At 38.0% G+C, this 21448-nt stretch carries 23 protein-coding genes and 1 other RNA gene; 11 read left to right on the top strand and 13 right to left on the bottom strand.

What is annotated here, in order from left to right:
* The first annotated feature begins 222 nt into the window (after window positions 1-222).
* The 3 genes from dnaQ to nudC all read left to right on the top strand — a co-directional run bounded on the left by dnaQ (window position 223) and on the right by nudC (window position 4116).
* Window positions 223-1599, top strand: a complete 1377-nt coding sequence (gene dnaQ / locus KTH84_RS08755) for a DNA polymerase III subunit epsilon (protein WP_262472878.1) — start codon at window positions 223-225, stop codon at window positions 1597-1599.
* A gap of 130 nt (window positions 1600-1729) precedes the next feature.
* Window positions 1730-3373 (top strand): chemotaxis protein, encoded by a 1644-nt coding sequence (locus tag KTH84_RS08750; RefSeq protein WP_262472877.1) that lies wholly within the window; start codon window positions 1730-1732, stop codon window positions 3371-3373.
* Complete coding sequence (gene nudC, locus KTH84_RS08745; RefSeq protein WP_005303431.1) at window positions 3373-4116, top strand: NAD(+) diphosphatase; 744 nt, start codon at window positions 3373-3375, stop codon at window positions 4114-4116. The genes KTH84_RS08750 and nudC overlap by 1 nt, the downstream gene beginning before the upstream one ends.
* A gap of 28 nt (window positions 4117-4144) precedes the next feature.
* Here nudC and KTH84_RS08740 read toward each other — a convergent pair whose 3' ends face one another.
* The 3 genes from KTH84_RS08740 to KTH84_RS08730 form a co-directional block, all read right to left on the bottom strand.
* Window positions 4145-5008, bottom strand: a complete 864-nt coding sequence (locus KTH84_RS08740; protein ID WP_202742796.1) for an alpha/beta hydrolase — start codon at window positions 5006-5008, stop codon at window positions 4145-4147.
* Window positions 5009-5011: 3 nt separating this feature from the next.
* Window positions 5012-5719, bottom strand: coding sequence for a BON domain-containing protein (locus tag KTH84_RS08735; protein ID WP_042898263.1), 708 nt, complete (start codon window positions 5717-5719; stop codon window positions 5012-5014).
* Between the two features lie 77 nt (window positions 5720-5796).
* Window positions 5797-6198: a YraN family protein gene (locus KTH84_RS08730; RefSeq protein WP_003652834.1), complete on the bottom strand. Its 402-nt coding sequence runs from the start codon at window positions 6196-6198 to the stop codon at window positions 5797-5799.
* Window positions 6199-6407: 209 nt separating this feature from the next.
* On the opposite strand from KTH84_RS08730, the gene rsmI reads away from it, so the two are divergent.
* Window positions 6408-7244, top strand: a complete 837-nt coding sequence (gene rsmI / locus KTH84_RS08725) for a 16S rRNA (cytidine(1402)-2'-O)-methyltransferase (protein ID WP_133974677.1) — start codon at window positions 6408-6410, stop codon at window positions 7242-7244.
* Between the two features lie 130 nt (window positions 7245-7374).
* Here rsmI and KTH84_RS08720 read toward each other — a convergent pair whose 3' ends face one another.
* Window positions 7375-8265, bottom strand: a complete 891-nt coding sequence (locus KTH84_RS08720) for a LysR family transcriptional regulator ArgP (protein WP_262472876.1) — start codon at window positions 8263-8265, stop codon at window positions 7375-7377.
* 105 nt (window positions 8266-8370) lie between these two features.
* On the opposite strand from KTH84_RS08720, the gene KTH84_RS08715 reads away from it, so the two are divergent.
* Complete coding sequence (locus tag KTH84_RS08715) at window positions 8371-8973, top strand: LysE/ArgO family amino acid transporter (RefSeq protein ID WP_133974681.1); 603 nt, start codon at window positions 8371-8373, stop codon at window positions 8971-8973.
* Between the two features lie 56 nt (window positions 8974-9029).
* Here KTH84_RS08715 and KTH84_RS08710 read toward each other — a convergent pair whose 3' ends face one another.
* Window positions 9030-9671 carry a cation transporter gene (locus KTH84_RS08710; protein ID WP_133974683.1) on the bottom strand — a complete coding sequence of 214 codons (642 nt, stop codon included), beginning with the start codon at window positions 9669-9671 and terminating at the stop codon, window positions 9030-9032.
* Window positions 9672-9736: 65 nt separating this feature from the next.
* On the opposite strand from KTH84_RS08710, the gene KTH84_RS08705 reads away from it, so the two are divergent.
* Window positions 9737-10138 (top strand): MerR family transcriptional regulator, encoded by a 402-nt coding sequence (locus KTH84_RS08705; RefSeq protein ID WP_133974685.1) that lies wholly within the window; start codon window positions 9737-9739, stop codon window positions 10136-10138.
* Between the two features lie 59 nt (window positions 10139-10197).
* Here KTH84_RS08705 and KTH84_RS08700 read toward each other — a convergent pair whose 3' ends face one another.
* From KTH84_RS08700 to KTH84_RS08680, 5 genes are all read right to left on the bottom strand, one after another.
* The gene (locus KTH84_RS08700) at window positions 10198-10449 is read right to left on the bottom strand and encodes a hypothetical protein (RefSeq protein ID WP_003652849.1); all 252 of its coding nucleotides are present in this window, start codon (window positions 10447-10449) and stop codon (window positions 10198-10200) included.
* A gap of 206 nt (window positions 10450-10655) precedes the next feature.
* Entirely contained in the window at window positions 10656-11888 is a 1233-nt protein-coding gene (locus KTH84_RS08695; RefSeq protein ID WP_262472875.1) for an FAD-dependent monooxygenase, read from the bottom strand.
* The gene (gene ubiH, locus KTH84_RS08690; RefSeq protein ID WP_133974690.1) at window positions 11885-13093 is read right to left on the bottom strand and encodes a 2-octaprenyl-6-methoxyphenyl hydroxylase; all 1209 of its coding nucleotides are present in this window, start codon (window positions 13091-13093) and stop codon (window positions 11885-11887) included. The genes KTH84_RS08695 and ubiH overlap by 4 nt, the downstream gene beginning before the upstream one ends.
* Before the next feature lie 31 nt (window positions 13094-13124).
* Window positions 13125-14444, bottom strand: coding sequence for a Xaa-Pro aminopeptidase (gene pepP, locus KTH84_RS08685; RefSeq protein WP_262472874.1), 1320 nt, complete (start codon window positions 14442-14444; stop codon window positions 13125-13127).
* A 67-nt stretch (window positions 14445-14511) separates the two neighbouring features.
* Complete coding sequence (locus KTH84_RS08680) at window positions 14512-15141, bottom strand: UPF0149 family protein (RefSeq protein ID WP_133974694.1); 630 nt, start codon at window positions 15139-15141, stop codon at window positions 14512-14514.
* Between the two features lie 64 nt (window positions 15142-15205).
* On the opposite strand from KTH84_RS08680, the gene KTH84_RS08675 reads away from it, so the two are divergent.
* The 3 genes from KTH84_RS08675 to ssrS all read left to right on the top strand — a co-directional run bounded on the left by KTH84_RS08675 (window position 15206) and on the right by ssrS (window position 16419).
* Window positions 15206-15766, top strand: a complete 561-nt coding sequence (locus tag KTH84_RS08675) for a hypothetical protein (protein ID WP_133974696.1) — start codon at window positions 15206-15208, stop codon at window positions 15764-15766.
* Window positions 15763-16047 (top strand): cell division protein ZapA, encoded by a 285-nt coding sequence (locus KTH84_RS08670; protein WP_003652859.1) that lies wholly within the window; start codon window positions 15763-15765, stop codon window positions 16045-16047. Before KTH84_RS08675 ends, KTH84_RS08670 begins: the two co-directional genes overlap by 4 nt.
* 188 nt (window positions 16048-16235) lie before the next feature.
* Window positions 16236-16419: non-coding RNA, 6S RNA (ssrS, locus tag KTH84_RS08665), on the top strand.
* Window positions 16420-16535: 116 nt separating this feature from the next.
* On the opposite strand, the gene KTH84_RS08660 is transcribed toward ssrS, so the two are convergent.
* From KTH84_RS08660 to KTH84_RS08650, 3 genes are all read right to left on the bottom strand, one after another.
* Window positions 16536-16865, bottom strand: coding sequence for a hypothetical protein (locus KTH84_RS08660; protein WP_262472873.1), 330 nt, complete (start codon window positions 16863-16865; stop codon window positions 16536-16538).
* A gap of 92 nt (window positions 16866-16957) precedes the next feature.
* Window positions 16958-17071, bottom strand: coding sequence for a hypothetical protein (locus KTH84_RS08655; protein ID WP_262472872.1), 114 nt, complete (start codon window positions 17069-17071; stop codon window positions 16958-16960).
* 114 nt (window positions 17072-17185) lie between these two features.
* On the bottom strand, window positions 17186-17530 hold the full coding sequence (locus tag KTH84_RS08650) for a hypothetical protein (protein ID WP_262472871.1): 345 nt from the start codon (window positions 17528-17530) through the stop codon (window positions 17186-17188).
* 242 nt (window positions 17531-17772) lie between these two features.
* Between KTH84_RS08650 and KTH84_RS08645 the strand changes: the two genes are divergently transcribed.
* Together KTH84_RS08645 and lon are read left to right on the top strand one after the other, a co-directional pair.
* Window positions 17773-18357 (top strand): 5-formyltetrahydrofolate cyclo-ligase, encoded by a 585-nt coding sequence (locus KTH84_RS08645; protein ID WP_262472906.1) that lies wholly within the window; start codon window positions 17773-17775, stop codon window positions 18355-18357.
* Between the two features lie 456 nt (window positions 18358-18813).
* Window positions 18814-21243: an endopeptidase La gene (gene lon, locus KTH84_RS08640; protein WP_133974795.1), complete on the top strand. Its 2430-nt coding sequence runs from the start codon at window positions 18814-18816 to the stop codon at window positions 21241-21243.
* The last annotated feature ends 205 nt before the right edge of the window (window positions 21244-21448 follow it).

The following is a 21448-nucleotide window of genomic DNA, read 5'->3' as shown; positions in this document are numbered from 1 at the left end:
AACAACTCGCGTAATATTTTTTGGGGGTCTGCCGACAAACCCTAGGTCTTCGATGCCATTGTAGTAAAGCGTGCAAGATAGACAAGGCAATAAGTTAATGTCATTTGCATGGAAATGTTACAAGAAATTAAAAAAACCTTGCTTTGTTACGATGGAACCGAACTTTTTGCGTATACAATACACCATATTCAGTTCTTTTTCTTTTAGTTTAGGTTTCGATTTATGTCTCAAACAATCACACTGTATGTTGATGGTGCATGTCGCGGCAATCCGGGTTTAGGTGGTTGGGGCGCATATGTCATTACCGAGCAGGGTGAACATAAATTATTTGGCGGTGAACCGGATACAACCAATAACCGCATGGAGCTCACTGCTGCGATTGAAGGCGTTGCATTTTGCCCAACCGATGCTCATTTAATTATCTGGACAGATTCAAATTATGTGAAGCAAGGGATTACTGAATGGATTCATGGCTGGAAAAAGAAAAACTGGAAGGATGTAAAAAATCCTGACCTTTGGCAAAAATTAGATGCTGTCTGTGCAGGTCGAAATATTGAGTGGCATTGGATTAAAGGCCATGCTGGACATGCTGGCAACGAAATGGCCGATGAGCTTGCAAATATCGGAGCTGATCAAACTGCACTGCAAAAAAAAACAGTTCAAGCGACGGCCCTACAAGATATAAAAAAGCCTGAACAGGATTGGTTACTTGATGACCCCTTTGGGTTTGATATGACAGAAGTAACCGAAGAAGATAATATTGATCTTGAACAGCCTGAAGAAGTTGAGATGATTATTGTGGACGAAAAAGTTATTGAAGTTGAACCTACTGAGTCAGAAAGTAAGCAACCAATTAGTAATATTCATCCTCAAGTTGTTGTGACCGAAGCCAAACTAAAATTACAAGGGCCTCGACAACTGATTCTTGATACAGAAACCACTGGTTTTTATTTTCAAGATGGTGACCGCATTATTGAAGTGGGCGCCATTGAAATGATTAACCGGAAGCTCACCGGTAGCTCGATTCATATTTATATTAACCCGCAAAAACCAGTGGGTGACTCAGAAAATATCCATGGTATTAGTGATAATTTCTTAAAAGATAAACCGCTCTATGCAGAGATTGCCGATACGCTTTTTGATTATCTAAAAGGCGCAGAGATTATTGCCCATAACGCAACCTTCGATATGAACTTCCTTGATATGGAGTTTAGACGCGCAGGCCTTCCCGCGCTTTCTGAAGTATGTGAGGTAACAGATACGTTAGCCTTAGCAAAAAGCAAACATCCTGGACAAAAAAACTCGCTTGACGCCCTTGTCAGACGTTATGAAATTCCAGCACGTGACCGTACTTTCCACGGTGCATTACTCGATGCTGAAATTCTTTCAGATGTTTACCTAGCAATGACAGGTGGGCAGGTTTCTTTTGATATAGATGCCTTATCTCAAAGTGAAAATAGCCTGAACACAGCAAATAAAACCAGAGTTCAAATTGAACTACCCGTTATTCTTCCTTCCGAAGAAGAGCTAAATACACATGAGACTTGGGTCAAAGAATTTGAGAAAAAACATGGAGAACCTTGCCTTTTTGCAAAATAAATTTTTGATTCTTTAGCGTTTTTAGCTTTTCCCCTTTGTAAGTTAAGTTATATTAGTCACATAGATTTTTAGCTCAAATTACCGAGCACTACGAATATAACAATTGATTTTTTTGCAAAGGGGAACGTTTATGTCTGAGCATACTTCGATTCATTTCGATCCAACAGCTTTACTCATCATTAAACATGAAATTGATCGTTCAATAAAACTGGTTGAAGGCGCAGTAAGTACTTTAATTGAGGAACAAACACTCCCTTTTGGCATTGATGATGCATTAGAACAATTTAAGCAATGCACTCAAGTCCTCCGTTTAATTGATATCCACTATCTTGCAAAAATCACTCAATATTCAACTGAGCTGATGCAAAAGATTATTGCCAAGCCAACGCAAATTAACACCAATGATGTGGTTGCGCTGAGTGAAGGCACGACCATGGTAAAACGATATATTGATTTTATCTGTCTGCGTGAATTACAAGTCCCTCAGTTTCTTCTTAATACTTTAAACAATTTAGAATTAGCTTTAAATAAGCCCCTGACATCTTCAGGACAAGCAATTGTTCCATTAATTGCAAATACTTCTCTTGAACTTCCTTTACCAGAAGTATTCATTAATGAAACAACTCAGTTTATTCATCAACTTTATAAGCTATCTCTACATCAATTTTTAAACAAGACAGAAGCTAATCATAATTTTCAAGCTTTTAAACTGATTGGTACTTATTTGGTTAGCATGGCAAACCATCAGCTAAGCCAACAATATTGGCAACTCGTAAATTATGCTTTCGACCATATTGATAACCTGCTTTTAAATGATTCACGCCTACGTGTACTCATTAATATTGAAAGTTATATTGGTCAGTTCTTAGCAAGTCCTGAAACTTTTAAGCCGGATTTGGCTGCACTTGCAGATATTTTAAGTATTGTTATCGCTCAAGAAGATGAAGTTGCGCACCATATTCGCAGCCAACTCCATATCGGTAAAGAAATACCTACAGACACTCAATTGCTCGTTTTAAGCCGTCATCTTTATGGGCCTGACTTTGACACCATGCACACAGTCAGCCAATTAATATTGAGCGAAATGAACAAAGTGCGTAATGATATTGAATATAACTATCAAAATATGTCGCCTGAAAAAGCACAGCAATTACAAACGAGTCTTTTGCAATTAGCCTATACATTTAAACTGCTTAATCTTGATGAAGCTGCATCTGAACTTTCTCAACAAGCGAGCAGTTTAAGTCAGCTCAATATATTAAGTAATGAAAACTATGCTCAGCAGCTTATGGACAGCATTTTGTCGGCCATGAACTCAATTGGTATTTTGGTACGCCAATATACATCTAGTCGTTTACAGCTTAATGTGAACAATACAAATATTTCTTTAGATCGCCTTGATGAGGCACATCAAGCCTTACTCACAGAGACAAAAAATTTAATTGATTTTATTTGTCAGAGCCTTACGTTGTATGCAAATGATCCTACACAAAATATTGAAGCAATTGCAGGTTCATTAAAAGAGCTGGCGGGTGCAGCAGAATTTCTCGGAAGTACAATTCAACAAGAGGCTTTACTTCAAACTGCTCAATTTGTTCAACAGCAACTTGAACAAAACCAGCCTTTTAATACAAACCAAATTCACTGTATTTTTAACGTATTAGCAGGCCTTGACATGTTGGTTGACAATTTAAAAAATAAACAACCTGTTCTACAATCCATGTTTAATGTAGCATTGTCGAGTAGTCAACAACTTCAAAAAAAGGCAGCTTAATGTCTGAATTATCACTTGCTTATATTTTCCATCATCAACAATTACTGGTTGATCAAAACCTTCAACTACCCAAAGTCGAAAAGTTAGCAAGTGATTTACTTTTCACTCATGATGAGCAGGTCATTGCACGTGACTTACTTGCTGAGGAACCTATCCCTGAAGGCTTACAATTAGTTCCAATTCGCCAACTCATTACAAGTTGGTCGAAAGAACAGTTTTTGCAAGCAAGCCGAGCTGTTCAGTTACTTGAATGGCGACGCAATCATAAGTTTTGTAGTCACTGCGGACACCCGACAGAAGTTCATCCAACTGAATACGCAATGGTATGCCCTTCTTGTCGCTATCACCAATATCCTCGCGTAAACCCGTGCATTATTACCGTCATTACTCGAGGTGATGATGAAATCTTACTGGCAAAGTCAGTCCACAATAAAACCAACATGTATGGTTTGATTGCAGGCTTTGTTGAAGTGGGTGAAACTCTAGAGGAAGCAGTACAACGCGAAGCTTTTGAAGAAGTAGGCCTACGACTCAAAAATGTTCAATATATGTCAAGTCAACCTTGGCCTTTCCCAAGTAACCTTATGGTTGCGTTTAGAGCAGAATATGAGTCTGGTGAAATTAAGCTGCAAGAAGAAGAAATTGCAGATGCACAATTCTTCAAAATTGATCAATTACCTGAAATTCCATTTAAAGGTAGTATTGCTCATTCAATGATTATGCAGATTACCCAAGCTGGGTAATCTGTTGTGTTTTAAGCGATACTCTCGTTTAAAACACTTCCTCAAGAAAATGCAAAATAGTTCTTTTAGTCCTGAAATAATGACTAATGAAACTAGAAAGGCTGGCCAAAATTGTAATATGGCCAGTTTTAGGAATCACGGCAATATGGCTGTGATTTCCACTTTGCCTTAAAGCGCGATCCAAATCCAAAGTATTTTCTTTACCGACAAGCTGATCATTTTCAGCCATGAGTAAGTAATGTTTAATACTATTTTGATTGACGAAATAATATGGCATCACTTCTTGATAAGAAATACTTTGGTCAAAAGCATCTTCGGCCATCGGATCGCCCTTATAGTCAAAATGATATGGGCCAGCTAAACCAAAAATCGCTTTAATATTGCCCAAACATTGAATAGTGTTTGGTTTTGGGTGATAAACAGCAGACATCACATTAAATGCCCCTGCTGAGTGTCCCATAAGTACAATATTTTCTGTAGAAATTTCCAGTTTTCCTTGGTTTTGATGCAAATAATTCAATGCCTGAGTCAGGTCATCAACAAAACTTGGGAAAATATTTTTAGGTGCTAACTGGTAGTTAATAACAGCAACGTCATAGCCTTCTTTGGCAAATGTCTCACCAATAAAAAGATAATCTCGTTTGTTACCATGCTGCCAAGCTCCACCATGCACAAAAACAATGAGAGGTTGATGAGTTAGCTTTTTAACAGATCGGTAAATATCCAAACGGTGGCGAGGCTTTAGACCATAACGAATATTTGGAACCTGTTCAAAACCATCTTTTGGCGTAAAACGGTTTAAAGCAAAACTCCCCAAATCATACAGGCGGAACTCTTTATAAAGACTTCGCGCCTGTTCAATTCTGCTTTGCAGTTGTTCAATCAGATTCATATATTACTGTGCAGTCGAAGCAGGAGCTGTTTGGTCAGGATCAATTGCAACAGGTGTTTGAACTGTTGGCTGAGCAATGACGTTATTAATAATCGGTGTAGTCGTTGTGCTACCCGCACTCGCTGCTGGTGCAGGCGCCAAATCAATATTATCAATTAAAGTGACAATTTTGGTGACGTTACCGACGTTTTGTAAGACGCTATTTAAATCATTAATTTCAGCTGTATTTAAACGCCCCATTACATAAAGCACGCCGTCTTCGGTATGTACCAGAACCTTACTATCAGAAACCACAGGTGCCTTCATTAAAAGGGCACGCGTATTTGCTGTTACACCTGCATCTTGCATGATGGTGTTATAGCTGACTTTGTTACCCACCGTAATATAGTTATGTACAGCTTTCACATCACTCATGGCTTTAAGATTATCTTCTGCCAATTGTTTTAAGTACGGGTCTGGAACTTGGCCAGTTAATAAAACTGTACTATGGAAGCTTTCGATATTAATACGCGACTGCTTGAAACGTTGATCAAGTTTATAAATATTGATATTTGCTGTACGTTTAATTGAAGAGTCAATGAATACTTGGCCTAGACTACGGACACCACTATCTGTGCCCACTGGAGCTGTGCCTGTTCCACCAGAAATAAAACTTGCGCAACCTGATAAACTTGCGACACAAAGCATTGTTACAGCAATACGTTTTAACACTCCACCAGACTCCTATCAATTTCTTGGCTTGATCATAAAGCATCAGACTTAAATTTGCTCAAAAGAGTAATGAACTCTTAATCCAAAGTAAATGCATTTTCGATCCATTGCAGATCATAATGGAATTTTGAAAAGTCATGCTGTACTGTTTTTGCAATTTTCTGTGGAAAATCAAAACAAATCACATCAAAACGACAATAAAAATCCTGATAAGATGGATAGCGCTGTAAAAAACGCATCGCAGTTTTGATAATTTTCTTCTGTTTTGTCCACGTTACCATTTCACAAGCCTGCCCATAATTTCCTATAGTGCGTGCTTTTACTTCAACAAAAACTAACTCTTGCCCTCTTTTGACGATTAAATCAACTTCGCCACGGCGTGAATGGTAATTACTTGTGACCCACACATAGTTTTGTGCTTGTAAAAGGTTCAAAGCCGTTTGCTCTGCCCACTTCCCCAATTGCTGTGCTAATAACATTTTTATTTTCCCCAATTAAAAAGCATCTCTACATGTCTTTATACGTAACTTATTTTCTTAAATTCATTCGCCCTATCAAATCTGAATTGAACAAATGAAAATCAGATCACCTTCGAAAAGCTCAAGCTGGCAGACATTGTTCACGCCCAAATCATAATTTCGGGTAAACTACCCCATTAAAATTGTTTATCTGTACGGAGTAAAACCAAATGAGTGCTCAGTTATTTGTTGTAGCCACCCCAATCGGGCACTTAGATGATATGACTTTCCGTGCAATTGATATTTTAAAATCAGTTTCTATTGTAGCTGCCGAAGATACTCGCCAATCTGCACAATTATTTAAACACTATAATATATCGACTCAACTTACTGCATGTCATGATCACAATGAAAGTAATAAAATTGAGCAGTTAGTTCAAAAACTACTTGCCGGCGATAGCGTTGCGTTAATTAGTGATGCAGGTACACCGCTCATTAGTGATCCAGGGTTTAAATTAGTCCGTGCTGCTCAAGAGCATGGCATTAGAGTCGTTCCTGTACCAGGTGCATGTGCTGCGATTGCTGCTTTAAGTGCGGTAGGTTTACCGAGTGATCGTTTTAGCTTTGAAGGCTTTTTGCCATCTAGAGCTTCGCAACGTATTTCTCAATTAGAAAAACTTAAAAACGAAACCCAAACCTTAATTTTCTATGAAGCACCCCATCGTATTTTAGAGTCTGTTAAAGATATGGCTCAGGTATTTGGTGAAGACCGTCCTGTAGGGTTTGCACGTGAAATTACTAAAACCTTTGAAACCATCAAAAAAATGACGTTAAAAGATTTGGTCAGCTTCATTGAAAATGACCATAACCAAGAAAAAGGTGAAATTGTAGTGGTTGTGGGTGGTGCAGCTGCAAAAACAGATCTAGAGCAAGAAAAACTAGATGAGCTTTTAAAGCGCTTACTTCAAGACTTATCTGTTAAAGCAGCATCTCAACTTGCTGCCGATTTAACAGGCATTAAGAAAAAAATCGCTTATCAACGCGCGCTTGAATTAACTCAAGCTTAGTTAAAAATTAAGCATGGTGATGACGAATAGTCTGTGTCATCACCATGCCAAAATTTTGCATAATAATATTAAAGATAAAAACAACTTCAAAACTGGAATAAACTTTATGGCTTTTAAAAATACCTAAACGCTATCTCAATATGTGTTTTGCTGACTCCACAATAGTCTCCGTCAGTGCATCTAACTGTCTAGACTGCCTTTTCCAATGGTGCCAATATAACGGGATGTCGAGCTCAGCTTCGGGTATAACATCCAGTAAAGTTCCATTGGTTAATAAAGATTGCACCTGAAGCTCAGGTACCATGCCATATCCCAAACCCAATTGAATCGCTTTTACAAAGGCATCTGTAGCAGGAATAAAACTGTAAGGATAACTCTGCAAGGACAATCCATAATATTTCAGTAATACCTCTGAATGCATAAGGTCTTTATGGTTAAAAATGACTGCAGGTGCATTTCTTAAAGTTTCTCGGTTTACGCCATGTTTAAACCAGTCGGCAGCAAATTCGGCCGAAGCCAACATTTTATAACGCATTTTCCCCAGCGGTTGAGCTAAACAGCCTGACATGACCTGCTCTTCTGCCGAGATACAGGCGTTGACTTGTCCAGTTTCTAATAAAGTATGAGTATGAGATTGATCATCAATTTTTAGTTCTAAGACTATTTTTTCTTTAAAAAGCGTTTGCTGGATGCTAGGTAAAAGCCAAGTGGCTAACGAATCTGCATTTGAAGCCAGAGCAATTTTATAAAATTCCGATTCAGATGATTTACCCATCAAACCTTGTAATAAGTTTTGCTCCATTAATCGTGTATGACGTAAATGCTGTAGTAGCGTTTGCCCAGCTTGTGTGAGTACACATGGACGACCACGTATAATTAAAATTTGGCCTAAATACTTTTCTAAGGCCTGCACACGTAAGGATACTGCCGAGGGCGTAATATATAAATGCTCTCCTGCCGCATCAAAACTTCCTGCTTCTGCTACTGCAAGAAAGGCTTCACATTGTTTGCTATCTAACATATCAAACCTAAATATTTTTTAGCCAAACCTAAATATTCTTAATTTTACTTATTTCTTAATAAAAAGTCAGATAATTCCTACATCTGATTTTTTCACCTTATTGTTATGTTCTCTCTTAGTATATTTTTTAAAGGTTTCGGTATTGGTAGCGGACTTATTGTAGCAATTGGAGCTCAAAATGCTTTTGTTTTAAAACAAGGCCTTAAACAGCAATATGTATTTTGGTTATGTTTAATCTGTGCGCTCTCCGACTCGATTCTAATCGCTTTTGGTGTATTAGGTTTTGCCGAAATCATGACCGCATCACCGATCTTAATTACGGTCGCTAAATATTTAGGGGCAACGTTCTTATTGGTTTACGGCGCGAAAGCATTCTACGCGGCCTTTAAGTCCACCCAAAGCATGGAGCTTGGTAGCGGTCAAAAACAGACTCTAACTCAAGCACTAGTGACCTGTCTTGCCTTTACTTGGCTCAACCCACATGTCTATTTAGATACCATTGTTCTGATTGGTTCAGTGGCAACCCAGCTAGAAGACAAAATTAGTTTTGCTTTGGGCAGCATTGTAGCCTCGTGGATTTTCTTTTTCAGTTTGGGCTATGGTGCAAGATTATTAAAACCGTTATTTACCAATCCAAAAGCTTGGAAGGTTTTAGACTTTATTATTGGTTGCGTTATGTGGAGTATCGCAATATCACTACTCATCTAGTTCATTTAAAACAGCAAAAAGTACCATGTTTGAATGGTACTTTTATGCACTCAAAACTATGCTTCTGAGCCCAACACCAGTTTTGACTGTTTTCTTTCTTGCTGTGACTGTTTTATAACAGCATAGCCAGAAGATACGCCCAAGTACGCAATGACAAAGGCAACAAATAAATCAGGAAATACACTACCTGTTCCAAATACTCCAACCGCCGCTAGAATTACCGCAACATTGGCAATAGAGTCGTTTCTGCTGCACAACCAGACAGAACGCATATTGGCATCTCCATCACGGAATGCGTAAAGCATAAGCGCGACAGAAACGTTAGCAACTAAAGCCATCACGCCAATTGCGCCCATCACCATAGCTTCGGGTGGAACACCATGAAAATATGACCAGACCACTTTTCCAATGACAAAAATACCAAAAGCTGCCATCGTTATTCCTTTCACTAATGCCGCCGTTGCACGCCAATATAAGCTCATCGAAAGAACGACTAACGATAACGCATAGTTCGCTGCATCTCCGGCAAAATCTAATGCATCTGCCCACAGTGAAACTGATTGGGCTTTATAACCCCCAAAAATTTCTACCACAAACATCAATGCATTAATGACAAGTGCAATCCATAACGCTTTTCTAAATCGTGGACTCACTTTCTTTGAAGGAGAACATGTCGAAGCACAACCACATCCAGCCATTTTATTTCCTCAAGAACTCTTTTATAGTGATTAGAAACCCTTGAGTAGCTCCAGAGTCAAGCCTTATGAATCTTTCTATTGGTCAATTATCAAAAAAAGCGGATGTTCCAATTGATACGATCCGTTATTACGAAAAAGTAGGTGTACTTGATCGTATCCAACGTTCAGAAAATAATTATCGTGTTTATACTGAGCAAACACTGGGTGACCTATTGTTTATTAAGCATTGCCGCGAACTCGATATTTCACTCAGTGATATTAAAACGTTAAAAGAAATGAAAACTCAGCCTAAACAGGCATGTACAAAAATTGATAACTTAGTAGATAAATACTTAAATGAAGTATCAGAAAAAATTGAACGATTATTGCTTTTAAAGGAATCTTTAATTGATTTAAAACAGCACTGCTCTACCAATCGAACAGTAGATGAATGTGGGATTTTAAAAGAACTGCAAAGCTCTCTTTAAATCTATTTTGATAAATTCATACAAATAAAAAAGCACCACTCATGTGATGCTTTTTAAGATTAATGGTCGCTATGTTCATCTGGGGGAACTTCGGTAATTCTCCCACCCCGAGCTAAAAATGCGGCGATTTCATCTTCCAGCGCTTGGCGCTGTTTCTGTTTAGCAGTTACAGTCAGCGTTTCTGCCTCAGCAAGATCAGTATCACTCATACTGCCTGCTTCTTCATCAGCCGCACCGCTTTCAGCTGCTTTCGCTTCATCTTCATCTACAGCAGAATCTTCTGCATCTTCATAATCATTGATATCTGACATTTCACACTCCCCAGAATGATTTTATTGCATCATTGCTATGGTCCCAAGACCTCAGAAATTTAGCAACCTCTTTGCATTTAGCAAAGAGCCAATTTGGTCAATTACGTATCTTTTATAACCAAATTGGTAATGATATATAAATGATTGTTCAAAAATTATCTACTGGCATTTAATTCGCTCAGTAGAGTATAGGCCCAGTAAATATTTTAATGCCTATAGCGGGTACTTTGTAAAGCCCCTAAACCATTTGCTTGTTGCATAAATCGCTCTTTTAAAGCAGGAGTCTGCTCAACCTGCTTAAGCCCCATATTGCGAGCCCAAACTATTGGAAATAATTCACTACTTTCAAGCCAACCAATTGCCGACATGCTATGCATCATTGCATCATTCTGACCTTTACGGCGATGCTCATAACGCATTAAAGTTTGTTCATGAGCCCATGCACCACGGTTTAAATCGTGAAGCAACACATCACACAGCACTGCTGCATCCAGACAGCCGATATTTACCCCTTGTCCAGCAAGTGGGTGAATCACATGTGCAGCATCACCAATCAAAGCTAAGCCTGCTTTTACATATTGTTTTGCAGCACGAGCTTTCAGCGGAAATTGTGCTCTAGAACGAACTTCTAACACCTCACCCAACATGTGTTGACTTTCTTGAGTTAAAAGCTGCATAAAATCGGTATCGTTTAAAGCTGAATATTCATCGGCATAATCATCTGGTAGTGTCCAGACAATTGATTGCCAGTAGCCGTTTTCAGTTTCTTCAAGACTTGCCATAGGTAAGTATGCCAAAGGTCCTGTAGGTAAGAAAATTTGACGGGCAACATAATGATGAGGTTTTGCAGTTCTAATGGCACAGCTAATCGCTGCTTGTTTGTAATCCAGTACATCGAGGTCAATAAAAGCCTGTTCACGAACAAATGAATTAGCACCATCTGCACCAATAAGCAGTTTAGTTTTAAGCGTAGTACCATCTGCCAATTGAATATGCCAACATCCAACACCCTGCTCAATACGAGTAACACGAACTTGGGTACGGTAATCTGTTAATTGCTCTAACATTTTTTGTTGAATGGCAACATTTAATACACTCGGCTCTACCATAGAACCCAAGGCTTGCTCAGGCATCGGTCTTTGTTGCGACTCTTGGCCAAAATTAATTTCACCATAGCCATTAAGATTCCAGACTTGCATGCCTGTATAAGGCATTTGGCGCGCAAGATCATCCCAAACATTTACCGTTTTAAGCAAATGAATGGTCGCTTGGCTAAGCGCCAAAACACGTGGATTCATCACACTTAATGTTTTCTCAACATCAAGTACAGGAGCCGCATCAAGCACTGTGGGTTGTACGCCACCTTGCGCAAGTAATAAAGCAGTTAAACCACCAACCAATCCACCACCAACAATGACGACATCCAACACTTCACTCATGCTTTTAACCCCATTGCATAGTTAGCCACCAATGGTTTTACACCCGGAATGACATCAAATGCAATTAATCCTGTATTACGAATTAATTTTAATAATGGATTTTGGTTACTAAAACCACGAACGACTGTGTCACAGAACTTAATTACTCGCTGCTGATCTGATAATCGAGCTTGTTCATAAGCAAGTAAGTTATCAGGGGCACCTAGATCATCAGAACTGGTTAACTGATTCACTAAATAACGCACTAAAACATCTGCATCACGTAGGCATAAATTAAAACCTTGTCCTGCAACCGGATGAATTGTATGTGCTGCATTCCCCATTAAAATAACGCGGCCAACAGCTTGTTTATGGGCAAGCACTTGTGAAAGTGGATAACTAAAACGCTTACCCGTTTTTTCAAATTTACCCGCTCGATCACCGTAGGTTTGTTGCAAAGCACTTAAAAAGTGTTGGTCATTTTCTTCACCTAGCCATTCATTTTCGGTACCTTTTTTCACAGGCCATACGACCGAGCGGCGGTACTCACCAGGCAAAGGCAATAAGGCTAAAGGGCCTAAAGCACTAAACCGTTCAAAACCTACCTGCTCATGCGGTTTTGATGTCTGAACCGTAGTGACAATTGCAACCTGATCATAATCATGGACATCCACACCAACGCCAATTGCCTGACGACAAAAAGAATCGCGTCCATCAGCCGCAATTAATAATTTTGACTCAAGTTTTAAGGTTTCTTCACCACGTTGAGCTTCAATATGCACTTGTTCAGCATCTTGAGTTAAAGCCGTAACTTGTACGCCATCAATCAGCTCAATCAAAGGTTGTTGACGCACTTGAGTTAACAGAACACGACCAAGCCAAGCATTTTCAATCACTTGCCCAAAGCTTTCAACTTTTTCTTGCTCTGCGATTAAACGTGCTTTACCAAAACTGCCTTGCTCAGTAATGTGAACTTGTAAAATTGGAGTAGCATGTTGCTGTAATGCATCCCACAACCCTAGCTTCTGATAAATCTGTACGCTACGACGTGATAAAGCCGTATTACGTGCATCAAAACTCGAATGGTAAGGGGCAACATTTTGATCATCATAGTTTGGGTATTTCACAGCTTCTAATAGCTTTACCGCAATATTGGCCTTCGCCAGCATGAGCGAAAGGCTCAAACCAACCATACCCCCACCTACAATAATCACTTGTTGTTGCATCGAGTTTTGCTCCTTGGGCGAATACGTTTAATTATGCTTTAGCTTGCGCCATTAAATGTTCAATATCTGCAATATCTTTAACTACATTAGCAGTTAAAACTCGTGGCCCTTTCGATGTTGCGACCACATCATCTTCAATACGAATACCGATACCACGCCATTTTTCATCTACAGTTTCATCATCTGGCGCAATGTATAAACCAGGTTCCACTGTAATAACCATACCCTCTTCGTATTGACGCCAGTCTTCACCTTTTTTGTAAGATCCAACATCGTGTACATCCATACCTAACCAATGTCCTGTGCCATGCATATAAAACTGACGGTATGCTTCGGTTTGGATAAGTTCGTTAACTTCGCCTTTGAGCAAACCTAAATTAACTAAGCCTTCAGTTAAAATTTTGACTGCAACTTCATGAGGTTCACGGTAAGAATTACCAATACGAACTGCGTCAATGGCCGCATATTGGGAAGCCAATACAACTTCATATAATGCTTTTTGCTCAGCACTAAATTTACCATTTACTGGAAAAGTACGGGTAATATCCGAAGCATAGAATTCATATTCACATGCAGCATCAATCAAGACTAAATCACCATTTTTTAATGGCTTATTATTTTCAACATAGTGCAAAACACAAGCATTCGCACCACCGCCTACAATACTGTTATAAGACGGGACACAACCATTTTTCCCAAAAATATAATTGAGTTCAGCTTCAAGAGCATATTCCATCATTTCTGGGTGTACCGTTTGCATCGCACGAGTATGTGCCTCGGCACTAATGTTTGCAGCAATTTGCATTAGCTCAAGTTCTTGTGGTGACTTGACCAAACGCATTTCATCAACAATACGGTCGAGCTGGAGCAATTGAGCTGGAGCACTCTCATGTCGGTGTTCGTCATCTGCTTTTTTAATCCACTGACTCACCCGCGCATCAAACGCAGCATTGTGCCCAATTCGATAATAAAGACGCTCTTTATTTAATAATTTTTCAATAATCTCTTCATCAAGCAAATCAATTACATATGCTTCATCAGCATCATAGTCTTCAACTACACCATCAACTCCAGCACGAAAACCATTCCAGATTTCCATCTCACGATTGCGTTCACGGCAAAAAAGACTATAGCTATAATCATCGTCCTCGAAAGTTTCAATGACAGCAACCGCCTCAGGCTCAGCAAAGCCCGTCAAATAGAAAAAACTACTATCGGCGCGGAATTTATAATCCGCATCACGATTACGGTACATTTCCTCACGCGTTGCAATAATTGCAATACTGTTTGGACCCATTTTTTCTGCCAGACGGTCTCTACGATGTCGAAAATCAGCTTGAGGCAATTTCATAATGATCTACTTGATTTAGAATTTTAAAGTTAAAAAATAAAATACAACCAATAACACATCGCCTCAATTAACTTGGGCGATGTGGAGTAAACATTTCTACAATAGTTTGTTCTGTATCTACAGCAGCAGATTTAATTTTTGCATGAAAGTTTTTCAATAAAGAACTTTCAGATACAGTGATTTTTTTTCTACCAATAGACAAGCTTACAGGTATTAAGCGTACAAATTCATACAATTCTTCGTAACTGCTTTCACCTTCCTCATCATTATCAGAGTCTTCAAATTCAACTGCTGCAATATCTTGAAGGTTCTCAATCAACTCACGTTCATCATCACGAATATGACCCGATGCCAACCCAAAACCTAATACAACACCTGCACACCAATCTGATAAAGCTTGCACACGCTCTTGAAGTGGGTGCTCATCATCAGGAAGCATCGGTAAGTAATCTAATTCATCATCAGATATAGCGTGAACGACATCTTCTGCTTCATCAGTTAAAAGTACTAAAGCATCTTCACTTAACGCTGGCACATTAAGGGTTGTTAAAATTTGTGACCATTCTTCACGCGTTGGCGCTTCTGTCACACAAACAATACCTGTTAACAAACCATGTAACTCACTAGGGCTTGAAATTTCTTCAATTCCTTCAAAATGAGCGTTCCAATCTGTCCAGCCTGAAATATCGTCTTGCATTCGTTTATCCAATCTCTATACTTTGTATATATTACCTTTGATTGCAATTCTGTGCGACCTCGTTATGTTAGAACAATTACAGCGGCTACAAGCGCATATTAGCGTATTAAAAACACGCTTACATCATTTAGAGAGTGAACATGCGACACTCTCAGAAGCTAAAGAACTGGCTGAAACAGAGCATCACGCACAAGTTGTGCAAAAAAATAGTATTATCACTAAAAAACAAGAGGAAATTGAGTCGGTAACTGAGCAACTATCTCAGTTAAAAGGTCAATTTCAGCAGTTGAATCAGGATGCTAACACACTTGCTGAACGTTATAGCCGACTAGAAAAAAGCACGACTGATTTAAAAAATCGTTTTCAAGAAATTCTTGCCGAACGCAATGAATTACGTGTTGCAAAAGAAAAGTTACAAGCCCACCAGCGTCAAACCCAACAGGAGCTTCATGATTTACAACAAGATCGTGATCGTTTGTTACAAAAAAATGAGCTTGCTAAATCAAAAGTTGAAGCCATTATTCAACGCTTAGGAATTTTAGGTACTGCCCAAGATCAGCATACTCAAGAAATTCAGCAACTTGCCCATCCAAACGCTGAAACTGGTGAGGAGACCCAATCATGAGTGAACAAGTCATGGTAGAGCTTAGGCTGATTGAGCAGACCTTTAGACTCGCGACTACTTTAGATAAAAAAGATGAACTTGAACGTGCAGCAGAACTTCTCAATGAGAAATTTAATGAAATGCGCCGTAGTGCTCCACGTGTTGAGCACAATAAACTGGTCATTATGGTTGCTCTACAATTGACTCAAGAAGTACTAAGCCTTAATAAGTCTTTGCAAGAATACACTCACTGTGAACGTTTACTGCAAACGATATTGGATGATGTTGAACAAATTGTTTAATAAACTATCCATAAGAAAACGCCTTGCTCTATGAATAATAGATGCAAGGCGTTTTTTATTGAGGCTATCTAGCACATTGAAATTTAATTTATGCTTGTGAGTGTACAAAGCTTCATCAAACGCAAACTAAGTTTACAGTTCCAGAGGTTTAGGTGATTGCCAACAGGGTCAGATCGGTTATACTTAACTTGTCTCTGGGATGTTCGCCAGCGGGTCTATTCCCCTGCCGATACTTAAACTTATGGATGTGTTCTGTATATTTAGAGTGTATGCCTACCTTCGTGTAGGAAACCCAGCAAGTATACGTCGCGTCCACCTTGAACTCATCGGGTTCAGGGTAACGACACATGCAGCGGCATCTTCGGAGCATTTAGTTTTAACTTTAAGAAAAATTCAAAATATTTATTTTAATTTAGCTTTTCATACAGACCTTTCAGTCTAAAATTTTCTTTTTAAACATTAAATTGCAGCTTATATATTTAATTTATTCAACTCTCTCTAATTTTATTTTTATTAAGACACTCTTCATACCAACCTGTTTGAAAATCTTCTATTGCTTTTCTTTTAAAGAAATCTGTTCTAAATACTTTGACAGAGTAAGCTGAATTAATTAAATCTTGATAAAGTTGTTTTGCTTTTGGATCTTCGAGACCATTCGCTATCTGTTGTAAGTCTTGAGATGGAACTTTTTGTTGACGTGCCTCCATCACAGTATAAGCAACTTCTTTCACCACATTACAAATCTCGGGATCACTTACGTTTTCGTTGGCGTGACAACTTAAAGACAAAAAACCAAGAAGAAACAATTTAAACTTCATGACCCTACCTTATTTTTTATAGTTTAAAACTAATGACAGAATTTAATTATTAAAAAAGAAATAGAAATTTCTAACTATTTCTTTTTAAAAGATCACGCTGGATTAATTACGTAAAAATAAATAATAAGCCCACCTAATATGGTTGAAGCAATTGTTAAGTATGTACCGACTGTATTAAAACTCTGTAAGAATTTCAAGATTTCCATATCTAGAACCCCCTAAATTAGCGACTATAAAGACAAAATGAAATTTATCACAACTTAATAATGCCAATCAATTCACATTTGTCGGATTTTTTGAGACTTAAAACATCAATTGGCTTATTGATTACAACTAATCGCAAAGGCTTCTTTGTAGTAGTCAGTTGCACTCTTCAAATCTGACAACAATTTTTCTTCGGTATAAGGTTTGGGTGAAATTTTTATTAATGCGGGCATATATTGGGTTTTATAAACTTCCGGATAATCATGGCACAAGATTTTGACTTTAACCTCTTGTGGTGTTTTCGGATTATCTAATTGATCTAGAAATTCTCCGATTTTACGGTCAGACTCTTCAAATTGAGCTTTATAGTCAACTTCAGCAGCTTCAGGCTCTGCTTGTTTTGTGCACCCACCAAGTAGCAATACGGCGCTTATTGTAATGGTTAAAATTTTTAACTTCATAGGCTTAACAATTTCATATTCATCTTTTTAAATATTCTTAACTCATTAAATGTAAATAAATACTGGTAATACGTAAAGAAATAGAATGTTTTATCGTTAAAAGAAGATCTATTACCTCTGTTTAAGGCAATTAACCAAATAAATTTAATGTTATCTTCCAATTACTCTTCTATTTCCATAAAGCTATAAAAAAATAGGTATAATTTTGCACGACTGATCTCAAATCTTTGTTAAATTTACATATGAATGAACTTAGTTTTATTAGAAAAAATTTAAGATCTAAAAGACGCTCTTTAACTCTCTTTGAGCAAAAACAAGCTCAGCTTAATGTTCTCCATCATTTAAATACACTTGCTATTTTTCATACATCAAAAAAAATTGGTTTATATTTACATGCCTTTGGAGAAATCCATACCGACCTTCTCATAAAGTTATGTTTTCAAAAAAATAAACAAGTTTATTTACCTATGATTTGCTCTATGAATCAACGTTTAGTTTGGGTAAAAATATCTAGAAACCAATATTTAAATCGACGTTTTTCTCATCATCCATTGGGCATGAAAGAACCCATGACAACTCGAGGAGAACATGTATCAAAAATTGATTTACTGTTGATGCCACTTTTAGCTTGTGATCAATACGGTACGCGTATTGGTATGGGAGGCGGCTATTATGACCGCACATTGGCAAGTGCAAAACATAAGCCTTATCGTTTGGGTGTAGCCCATCAATTTCAATTTATTGAGCATACTTTAAAACGTCAAAGTTGGGATCAACCCTTAGATGGCTTACTAACTCCACAAAACTTTTATTATTTTAAAAGATGACTTTTATATAAAAATAATAAAATTTATTATGAGTGTTATTTTATTTTTACACTCTATTAAAAGCATAAAAGCAACCACCCTAAGGATAGTTGCTTTTACGTGACAGACCGTTTACCAAGTAATGTTAACACGCTTATTTAATGCTCAACATTAAATAAGTTTTGCATTATTGTTAACCATATACTGCTTATAAATGGCATAAGAAAATGATTATTTTCTACCCAAACGCCTTTTTTCTTATATGAATATTTTATAATTATTAAGCTAAATTACTTATCCTTTCTACAAAATTTTATTCTTCTTAAGAATTAATCCATTGATTCATAATATTTTAATAAAAAAGTTGACCAAATTAGTCATTTTTTCCACATTTTCTATTGAAAGGCCCTTGTAATTTTTGAAATACACATCACTATAAAAACATGGCAACCTCGTTGTCACTCATTAGGAGTGCCCATGTCTGAACTTATTATGAATGAAAAAACTGACTTAGAGCCTCAGGTTCCAAGTGTATTACCACTTTTAGCGTTACGCGATGTAGTGGTCTATCCACACATGCAAATTGCGTTATTCGTGGGTCGTGAAAAATCGATCAATGCAGTTGATGTGGCTCGTAACAGTGACAATTTAGTATTTGTAGTTGCGCAAAAAGATTCGCTTACAGAAGATATTGATCACGATAACCTTTATCAGTACGGAACTGTCGCTAAGATTGTTCAGGTCGTAAATCATGAAAATGATGAAAACTGTATCAAAGTACTGATTGAAGGGTTACAGCGCTCTAAGCTTGAAAAAATTATCGATGAAGATAGCCATTTGACTGCTGAACATAGCTTAAGTCCAATGACAATTGACGTAGATAAAGCTACCCAAGAAACTCGTTTACAAGAGTTACGTACTTTATTTGCTCAATATGCTGAAGCAAAATTACGTAATGCACGTGAACTGGTTGCAGCTGCTAATAAAATTGAAGACTTACTACAACTTATGTTCTTCGTGGCAACACGTGTGCCTCTAAATATTGAAATTAAACAGAAGTTTTTAGAGTACGATGAGTTTGAAGCACATTTGCAAGAGCTTATGAGTTACTTGGTGAATCAATCTGCTGAACAGCAAATTGAACAAACTTTGCATGACAGCGTAAAACGCCAAATGGAAAAAAACCAACGTGAATACTTTCTAAATGAAAAAATGAAAGTCATTCAACGTGAACTTTCTGACATGAATGGCGGTGCAGAAGATGACGTTGCTGAAATAGAAAAACGTCTTGCTGAAGCTGATTTACCTGAACACGTACGTAAAAAAGCTGAAGCTGAGTTCCGTAAGCTTAAAGCAATGCAACCTGCATCTAGTGAAGCGGCTGTTGTACGTAACTATCTAGAAGTAATTTTAGATACGCCATGGAACAAAGCGAGCAAAGTCAGCATTAACCTTGCTAAAGCTCAGGAAATTCTTGATACAGATCATTACGGCTTAGATGACGTTAAAGATCGTATTGTTGAATACTTAGCTGTTCAGTCACGCGTTAAAAAACTCAAAGGCCCGATTCTATGTTTAGTAGGTCCTCCTGGTGTAGGTAAAACTTCACTTGGTGAATCAGTTGCAAAAGCAACAGGTCGTGAGTTTGTTCGTATGGCACTCGGTGGCGTACGTGACGAAGCTGAAATTCGTGGTCACCGTCGTACTTATATTGGTGCGATGCCAGGTAAAATCGTACAGTCTTTAACAAAAGTTGGTGTGAAGAACCCTCTGTTCTTACTCGACGAAATTGACAAGATGGCACAAGACTACCGTGGTGATCCAGCTTCTGCATTGCTTGAAGTGCTTGATCCATCACAAAACAGTAAATTCAACGATCACTATTTAGATCTTGATCTTGACCTGTCTGAAGTGATGTTCATTTGTACTGCAAACAGTATGAATATTCCTGAAGCATTGCTTGACCGTATGGAAGTTATTCGTCTACCAGGTTATACCGAAGATGAAAAAGTGAACATTGCTGAACGTTACCTTGTTCCAAAAGCGATTAAGAACAACGGTCTACGTCCAAAAGAGTTAACAATTCATGAAGAAGCAATTCGTGATATTGTTCAGCGCTATACACGTGAAGCTGGTGTACGTAGTTTAGAACGTGAAGTGTCTAAAATTGCGCGTAAAGTGGTAAAAGAAGCCGTAAGTAAAAAGTCTAAAAACTTACAGCTTGATGTTACCTCTACCAATCTTCCAGAATACTTAGGTCCACATAAGTTTGACTTTGGTATTGCAGAAGATGAAGCGCAAGTAGGACGCGTAAATGGTCTAGCTTGGACATCTGTAGGTGGTGAGTTACTTACCATTGAAGTTGCAGCTGTAAAAGGTAAAGGTAAATTCATTACTACCGGTTCACTCGGTGATGTCATGAAAGAGTCTATTACTACAGCAATGACTTTAGTACGTACACGTGCCGATGAGCTAGGTATTGAAGCTTCTCGTTTTGAAGAAACTGATGTACACGTTCATTTACCAGAAGGTGCAACACCAAAAGATGGTCCATCTGCTGGTTTAGCGTTAACCACTGCCCTTGTATCAGCATTTACAGGTATTGCGATTCGTCCAGATATTGCAATGACTGGTGAAACAAGTTTAGGTGGTCGTGCAATGCGTATTGGTGGCTTAAAAGAAAAACTTCTTGCAGCACACCGCGGTGGAATCAAACTTGTATTTATTCCACAAGATAACGTTCGTGATTTGGCAGAAATTCCAGCCAATGTTAAAGAAGGTTTAGAAATCAAAGCTGTAAAAAGTATTGATGACATCTTGCCTTTAGCATTAGTGTCAATGCCAAAACCTTTACCAAAAACACCGATTGTAAAACCGGTGGAAGGTTCAAAAGCAGCACGTCACTAATTAAAATGTGAAAAAAGAGAGCTTCGGCTCTCTTTTTTTTGTTACACAATTTGATTGAAAAATATCCAACCATCCTCATAATAGGTATTAAGAGTATTTAATTAAATTAAGTATTCTTCGTTATCTATTCTTTTATAGATAGCCTTGCTTTTATTCTCTATGATCATCTGAACTCCAGACAGATGATCATTTGATCGCAGTCCAA

This window comes from Acinetobacter sp. WU_MDCI_Abxb74 (genome assembly GCF_025513915.1).
Taxonomy (GTDB): Bacteria; Pseudomonadota; Gammaproteobacteria; order Pseudomonadales; family Moraxellaceae; genus Acinetobacter; species Acinetobacter calcoaceticus_C.
Note: the sequence above shows the minus strand (reverse complement) of the source record. Positions and strands in the feature narration are given on the sequence as shown.

What these genes read in the sequence shown, in the direction of transcription:
- dnaQ (WP_262472878.1), top strand. Translation starts at nt 223, where the DNA reads ATGTCTCAAACAATCACACTGTATGTTGATGGTGCATGTCGCGGCAAT.
- KTH84_RS08750 (WP_262472877.1), top strand. Translation starts at nt 1,730, where the DNA reads ATGTCTGAGCATACTTCGATTCATTTCGATCCAACAGCTTTACTCATC.
- nudC (WP_005303431.1), top strand. Translation starts at nt 3,373, where the DNA reads ATGTCTGAATTATCACTTGCTTATATTTTCCATCATCAACAATTACTG.
- KTH84_RS08740 (WP_202742796.1), bottom strand. Translation starts at nt 5,008, where the DNA reads ATGAATCTGATTGAACAACTGCAAAGCAGAATTGAACAGGCGCGAAGT.
- KTH84_RS08730 (WP_003652834.1), bottom strand. Translation starts at nt 6,198, where the DNA reads ATGTTATTAGCACAGCAATTGGGGAAGTGGGCAGAGCAAACGGCTTTG.
- rsmI (WP_133974677.1), top strand. Translation starts at nt 6,408, where the DNA reads ATGAGTGCTCAGTTATTTGTTGTAGCCACCCCAATCGGGCACTTAGAT.
- KTH84_RS08720 (WP_262472876.1), bottom strand. Translation starts at nt 8,265, where the DNA reads ATGTTAGATAGCAAACAATGTGAAGCCTTTCTTGCAGTAGCAGAAGCA.
- KTH84_RS08715 (WP_133974681.1), top strand. Translation starts at nt 8,371, where the DNA reads ATGTTCTCTCTTAGTATATTTTTTAAAGGTTTCGGTATTGGTAGCGGA.
- KTH84_RS08710 (WP_133974683.1), bottom strand. Translation starts at nt 9,671, where the DNA reads ATGGCTGGATGTGGTTGTGCTTCGACATGTTCTCCTTCAAAGAAAGTG.
- KTH84_RS08705 (WP_133974685.1), top strand. Translation starts at nt 9,737, where the DNA reads ATGAATCTTTCTATTGGTCAATTATCAAAAAAAGCGGATGTTCCAATT.
- KTH84_RS08700 (WP_003652849.1), bottom strand. Translation starts at nt 10,449, where the DNA reads ATGTCAGATATCAATGATTATGAAGATGCAGAAGATTCTGCTGTAGAT.
- KTH84_RS08695 (WP_262472875.1), bottom strand. Translation starts at nt 11,888, where the DNA reads ATGAGTGAAGTGTTGGATGTCGTCATTGTTGGTGGTGGATTGGTTGGT.
- ubiH (WP_133974690.1), bottom strand. Translation starts at nt 13,093, where the DNA reads ATGCAACAACAAGTGATTATTGTAGGTGGGGGTATGGTTGGTTTGAGC.
- pepP (WP_262472874.1), bottom strand. Translation starts at nt 14,444, where the DNA reads ATGAAATTGCCTCAAGCTGATTTTCGACATCGTAGAGACCGTCTGGCA.
- KTH84_RS08680 (WP_133974694.1), bottom strand. Translation starts at nt 15,141, where the DNA reads ATGCAAGACGATATTTCAGGCTGGACAGATTGGAACGCTCATTTTGAA.
- KTH84_RS08675 (WP_133974696.1), top strand. Translation starts at nt 15,206, where the DNA reads ATGTTAGAACAATTACAGCGGCTACAAGCGCATATTAGCGTATTAAAA.
- KTH84_RS08670 (WP_003652859.1), top strand. Translation starts at nt 15,763, where the DNA reads ATGAGTGAACAAGTCATGGTAGAGCTTAGGCTGATTGAGCAGACCTTT.
- KTH84_RS08660 (WP_262472873.1), bottom strand. Translation starts at nt 16,865, where the DNA reads ATGAAGTTTAAATTGTTTCTTCTTGGTTTTTTGTCTTTAAGTTGTCAC.
- KTH84_RS08655 (WP_262472872.1), bottom strand. Translation starts at nt 17,071, where the DNA reads ATGGAAATCTTGAAATTCTTACAGAGTTTTAATACAGTCGGTACATAC.
- KTH84_RS08650 (WP_262472871.1), bottom strand. Translation starts at nt 17,530, where the DNA reads ATGAAGTTAAAAATTTTAACCATTACAATAAGCGCCGTATTGCTACTT.
- KTH84_RS08645 (WP_262472906.1), top strand. Translation starts at nt 17,773, where the DNA reads ATGAATGAACTTAGTTTTATTAGAAAAAATTTAAGATCTAAAAGACGC.
- lon (WP_133974795.1), top strand. Translation starts at nt 18,814, where the DNA reads ATGTCTGAACTTATTATGAATGAAAAAACTGACTTAGAGCCTCAGGTT.